General features: G+C 58.2%; 1 protein-coding gene and 3 rRNA genes. All 4 read left to right on the forward strand.

Going from position 1 to position 5,747, the window contains the following annotated elements; translation table 11 throughout:
* Positions 1-181, forward strand: a 181-nt coding sequence (locus ACRYRX_RS22400) for a hypothetical protein (RefSeq protein ID WP_432515412.1), incomplete at its 5' end; no start/stop codon positions are given.
* A 44-nt stretch (positions 182-225) separates the two neighbouring features.
* Positions 226-1,744: ribosomal RNA gene (locus ACRYRX_RS22405) — 16S ribosomal RNA — on the forward strand.
* 539 nt (positions 1,745-2,283) lie between these two features.
* A 23S ribosomal RNA gene (locus ACRYRX_RS22410) occupies positions 2,284-5,453 on the forward strand.
* Between the two features lie 167 nt (positions 5,454-5,620).
* Positions 5,621-5,737: ribosomal RNA gene (gene rrf, locus ACRYRX_RS22415) — 5S ribosomal RNA — on the forward strand.
* Together the 16S, 23S and 5S rRNA genes form the textbook arrangement of a ribosomal RNA operon.
* The last annotated feature ends 10 nt before the right edge of the window (positions 5,738-5,747 follow it).

Consider the following 5,747-nt stretch of genomic DNA (forward strand, 5'->3'; position numbering starts at 1 on the left):
GTGCGTCCGGTTCTTGAGAACTCAACAGTGTGCCATAAATGTTGATGCCAATGCATTAACCCCCAATGACCGCTCATCCTGTGTGGTGGGTGGTTGGGGATTCCTTTGGGATCTACCCCTGTTCTGGCTTGCCAGCTCGGGACAGGGTTTGGAGTCCAAGGTCAACTATGAAGTGAAATGATCTAGGTTGCTTCACCGCTTCGGTGGTGGGTGATCGAGGGTTTTTCGACGGAGAGTTTGATCCTGGCTCAGGACGAACGCTGGCGGCGTGCTTAACACATGCAAGTCGAACGGTGAACCCCTTCGGGGGGGATCAGTGGCGAACGGGTGAGTAACACGTGAGCAACCTGCCCCTGGCTCTGGGACAACCACTGGAAACGGTGGCTAATACCGGATACGACCCACCTCGGCATCGGGTGTGGGTGGAAAGTTTTTCGGCTGGGGATGGGCTCGCGGCCTATCAGCTTGTTGGTGGGGTGATGGCCTACCAAGGCGACGACGGGTAGCCGGCCTGAGAGGGCGACCGGCCACACTGGGACTGAGACACGGCCCAGACTCCTACGGGAGGCAGCAGTGGGGAATATTGCACAATGGGCGAAAGCCTGATGCAGCGACGCCGCGTGAGGGATGACGGCCTTCGGGTTGTAAACCTCTTTCAGCTCCGAAGAAGCGCAAGTGACGGTAGGAGCAGAAGAAGCACCGGCTAACTACGTGCCAGCAGCCGCGGTAATACGTAGGGTGCAAGCGTTGTCCGGAATTATTGGGCGTAAAGAGCTCGTAGGCGGTGTGTCGCGTCTGCTGTGAAAACTCAGGGCTCAACTCTGAGCTTGCAGTGGGTACGGGCACACTAGAGTGCTGTAGGGGAGACTGGAATTCCTGGTGTAGCGGTGAAATGCGCAGATATCAGGAGGAACACCGGTGGCGAAGGCGGGTCTCTGGGCAGTTACTGACGCTGAGGAGCGAAAGCATGGGGAGCGAACAGGATTAGATACCCTGGTAGTCCATGCCGTAAACGTTGGGCGCTAGGTGTGGGGTCCATTCCACGGGTTCCGCGCCGCAGCTAACGCATTAAGCGCCCCGCCTGGGGAGTACGGCCGCAAGGCTAAAACTCAAAGGAATTGACGGGGGCCCGCACAAGCGGCGGAGCATGCGGATTAATTCGATGCAACGCGAAGAACCTTACCAAGGCTTGACATGCGCGGTGGAATCCCAGAGATGGGGTGTCATTTAGTTGGTCGCGTACAGGTGGTGCATGGTTGTCGTCAGCTCGTGTCGTGAGATGTTGGGTTAAGTCCCGCAACGAGCGCAACCCTCGTTCCATGTTGCCAGCACGTAATGGTGGGGACTCATGGGAGACTGCCGGGGTCAACTCGGAGGAAGGTGGGGATGACGTCAAATCATCATGCCCCTTATGTCTTGGGCTTCACGCATGCTACAATGGCCAGTACAGAGGGCTGCGATACCGTGAGGTGGAGCGAATCCCAAAAAGCTGGTCTCAGTTCGGATCGGGGTCTGCAACTCGACCCCGTGAAGTCGGAGTCGCTAGTAATCGCAGATCAGCAACGCTGCGGTGAATACGTTCCCGGGCCTTGTACACACCGCCCGTCACGTCATGAAAGTCGGTAACACCCGAAGCCGGTGGCCCAACCCGTAAGGGGGGGAGCTGTCGAAGGTGGGACTGGCGATTGGGACGAAGTCGTAACAAGGTAGCCGTACCGGAAGGTGCGGCTGGATCACCTCCTTTCTAAGGAGCATCAACCACACTCGCTCACAGCTCGCTTCGGTCTTCGTACCGGGTGGGTGCGGGTGTGGGTGGGCCAGTTTCTGCCGGCGTATGTTCGGCGGCTGGTGCTCGAGGGTGGAACATCAACACGGTGGCTGTCTTCTGCGGTCTTCATCAGTACCCCGGTTCGTCCGGGTGGAACGTGAAGTCGGTGGGGGTGGTCACCTGGCGCACTGTTGGGTCCTGAGGGACCGGCCGGAAGGTTGGTTGCTCGAGGTCTGGGCTCTGCCTGATCCGTATATCGGTTGGTGTGGATTCGTCTGCGCTGGTGTCTGATGTGGGTCGTATGGGGTGGGGTGTCGGGTTGTCTGTTGAGAACTGCACAGTGGACGCGAACATCTTTTAGTAGTGGTGTTCGTCGAGTAGAAATCCTCTGATGAGCCCGGATTCTGTCCTCTTCGTGGGGGTGGGTTCGGGTGTGTCTTTGTGGTTCGTATGTTTGTTGCATTCTTGTGCTGCGCGCTGGCTCGCTGCTGTTGTGGTGGTGGGTGGTGTGTGGTGGTCAAGTGTGTAAGGGCGCATGGTGGATGCCTTGGCATCAGGAGCCGATGAAGGACGTGGGAGCCTGCGTTAAGCCTCGGGGAGTTGGCAACCGAATGGTGATCCGAGGATGTCCGAATGGGGGAACCCGGCCGTCGTCATGGGCGGTCACCCGCACCTGAATGTATAGGGTGTGTGGAGGGAACGTGGGGAAGTGAAACATCTCAGTACCCACAGGAAGAGAAAACAACATGTGATTCCGTGAGTAGTGGCGAGCGAAAGCGGATGAGGCTAAACCGTCATCGTGTGAGACCTGGTAGGGGTTGCGGTGGTGGGGTTGTGGGAGTGTTCTGGAACCGGCTACCGACGGTTCGGGGAGTGAGAAAGTCGTGGTGTAGCCGAAGGGCCTGGGATGGTCCGGCGTAGTGGGTGAGACCCCCGTAGGCGAAACATTGCGGCCTCCCTGGGAGCGCGTCCCGAGTAGCACGGGGCTCGTGGAATCTCGTGTGAATCTGCCAGGACCACCTGGTAAGCCTAAATACTTCCTGATGACCGATAGCGGATAAGTACCGTGAGGGAATGGTGAAAAGCACCCCGGGAGGGGAGTGAAATAGTACCTGAAACCGTGTGCCTACAATCCGTCGGAGCAGGCTTGTACCTGTGACGGCGTGCCTTTTGAAGAATGAGCCTGCGAGTTAGTGGTGTGTGGCGAGGTTAACCCGTGGGGGGTAGCCGTAGCGAAAGCGAGTCCGAATAGGGCGCTGTAGTCGCATGCTCTAGACCCGAAGCGGAGTGATCTACCCATGGCCAGGTTGAAGCGCGGGTAAGACCGTGTGGAGGACCGAACCCACCAGGGTTGAAAACCTGGGGGATGAGCTGTGGGTAGGGGTGAAAGGCCAATCAAACTCCGTGATAGCTGGTTCTCCCCGAAATGCATTTAGGTGCAGCGTCGCGTGTTTCTTGCCGGAGGTAGAGCTACTGGATGGCCGATGGGCCCCACCGGGTTACTGACGTCAGCCAAACTCCGAATGCCGGTAAGTGAGAGCGTGGCAGTGAGACTGCGGGGGATAAGCTTCGTAGTCGAGAGGGAAACAGCCCAGATCATCAGCTAAGGCCCCTAAGCGTGTGCTAAGTGGGAAAGGATGTGGAGTTGCGCAGACAACCAGGAGGTTGGCTTAGAAGCAGCCACCCTTGAAAGAGTGCGTAATAGCTCACTGGTCAAGTGATTCCGCGCCGACAATGTAGCGGGGCTCAAGTACACCGCCGAAGCTGTGGCACTCACATGTCAACCCCAGTAGATGGGACTGTTCGGATCTTCGGGTTCGGGTGGTGGTCGTCTGCTGCAGGTGTGTGGGTGGGTAGGGGAGCGTCGTGTGTGGGGTGAAGCAGTCGGGTGACCGGTTGTGGACTGCACGCGAGTGAGAATGCAGGCATGAGTAGCGAATGACGGGTGAGAAACCCGTCCGCCGATTGACCAAGGGTTCCAGGGCCAGGTTCATCCGCCCTGGGTAAGTCGGGACCTAAGGCGAGGCCGACAGGCGTAGTCGATGGACAACGGGTTGATATTCCCGTACCGGTGTAGAACCGCCAATGGCGAGGCCGGGGATGCTAAGCACCCAAAGCCGCACGCTCCTTCGGGGGTGTGTTGGTGGAGCGTGTGACCCGATCCGGTAGTAGTCAAGCGTAGTAACAGGGGTGACGCAGGAGGGTAGCTTCCGCGTGGCGATGGTTGTCCACGTCCAAGGGTGTAGGGCGAGGGGTTGGCAAATCCGCTCCTCTGACTTTGATGTCGGGCCTGAGACCTGATGGTGACCCCGTAGGGGGGAAGTAGGGTGATCCCATGCTGCCTAGAAAAGCCTCGGCGCGAGGTTCGAGCCGCCCGTACCCTAAACCGACTCAGGTGGTCAGGTAGAGAATACCGAGGCGTTCGAGTGAATCGTGGTTAAGGAACTCGGCAAAATGCCCCCGTAACTTCGGGAGAAGGGGGGCCTGAGGCGTGAAGCCCTTCGCGGGCTAGCGTTTGAGGGCCGCAGAGACCAGGGGGAAGCGACTGTTTACTAAAAACACAGGTCCGTGCGAAGTCGCAAGACGATGTATACGGACTGACGCCTGCCCGGTGCTGGAACGTTAAGGGGACCGGTTACCCAACTTCGGTTGGGGACGCTGAGAACTTAAGCGCCAGTAAACGGCGGTGGTAACTATAACCATCCTAAGGTAGCGAAATTCCTTGTCGGGTAAGTTCCGACCTGCACGAATGGCGTAACGACTTCCCTGCTGTCTCAACCGCGAACTCGGCGAAATTGCACTACGAGTAAAGATGCTCGTTACGCGCAGCAGGACGGAAAGACCCCGGGACCTTCACTATAGCTTGGTATTGGTGTTCGGGACGGCTTGTGTAGGATAGGTGGGAGACTGTGAAGCTGGCACGCTAGTGTTGGTGGAGTCATCGTTGAAATACCACTCTGGTCGTTCTGGATGTCTAACTTCGGTCCGTGATCCGGATCAGGGACAGTGCCTGGTGGGTAGTTTAACTGGGGCGGTTGCCTCCTAAAGAGTAACGGAGGCGCCCAAAGGTTCCCTCAGCCTGGTTGGCAATCAGGTGTTGAGTGTAAGTGCACAAGGGAGCTTGACTGTGAGACAGACATGTCGAGCAGGGACGAAAGTCGGGACTAGTGATCCGGCCGTGGAGTGTGGAATCGCGGTCGCTCAACGGATAAAAGGTACCCCGGGGATAACAGGCTGATCTTGCCCAAGAGTCCATATCGACGGCATGGTTTGGCACCTCGATGTCGGCTCGTCGCATCCTGGGGCTGGAGTAGGTCCCAAGGGTTGGGCTGTTCGCCCATTAAAGCGGTACGCGAGCTGGGTTTAGAACGTCGTGAGACAGTTCGGTCCCTATCCGCTGCGCGCGTTGGAAACTTGAGAAGGGCTGTCCCTAGTACGAGAGGACCGGGACGGACGAACCTCTGGTGTGCCAGTTGTTCTGCCAAGGGCATGGCTGGTTGGCTACGTTCGGAAGGGATAACCGCTGAAGGCATCTAAGCGGGAAGCCTGCTTCGAGATGAGGTTTCCGTGCCCTGTGAGGGGTGGGAGGCTCCCTGGAGATGACGGGGTTGATAGGCCGGGTGTGGAAGCAACGACTAGCGAGTTGTGGAGCTGACCGGTACTAATAGGCCGATCACTTGTCTACCACGCACCAGCTGCCACCAACAGTGTTTGGTGGGGTGGTGTGGGTGTGAGAGTGCAACGAGAACGAGCCTGTGAGGGTTTCGACAGTTACGACATTACTGCTGTAGTGTTCGCGTCCATTGTGTGGTTCTCGGGAGAGGACCTTGTGTTCGATCCTGGCCTGTGTGGTCCGGTGGTCATAGCGGTGGGGAAACGCCCGGTCTCATTCCGAACCCGGAAGCTAAGCCCACCAGCGCCGATGGTACTGCCCGGGAGACTGGGTGGGAGAGTAGGTCACCGCCGGCCACTCACTCTT

The sequence above is a fragment of the Kineococcus lubricus genome, from assembly GCF_050871965.1.
Classification (GTDB): domain Bacteria; phylum Actinomycetota; class Actinomycetes; order Actinomycetales; family Kineococcaceae; genus Kineococcus.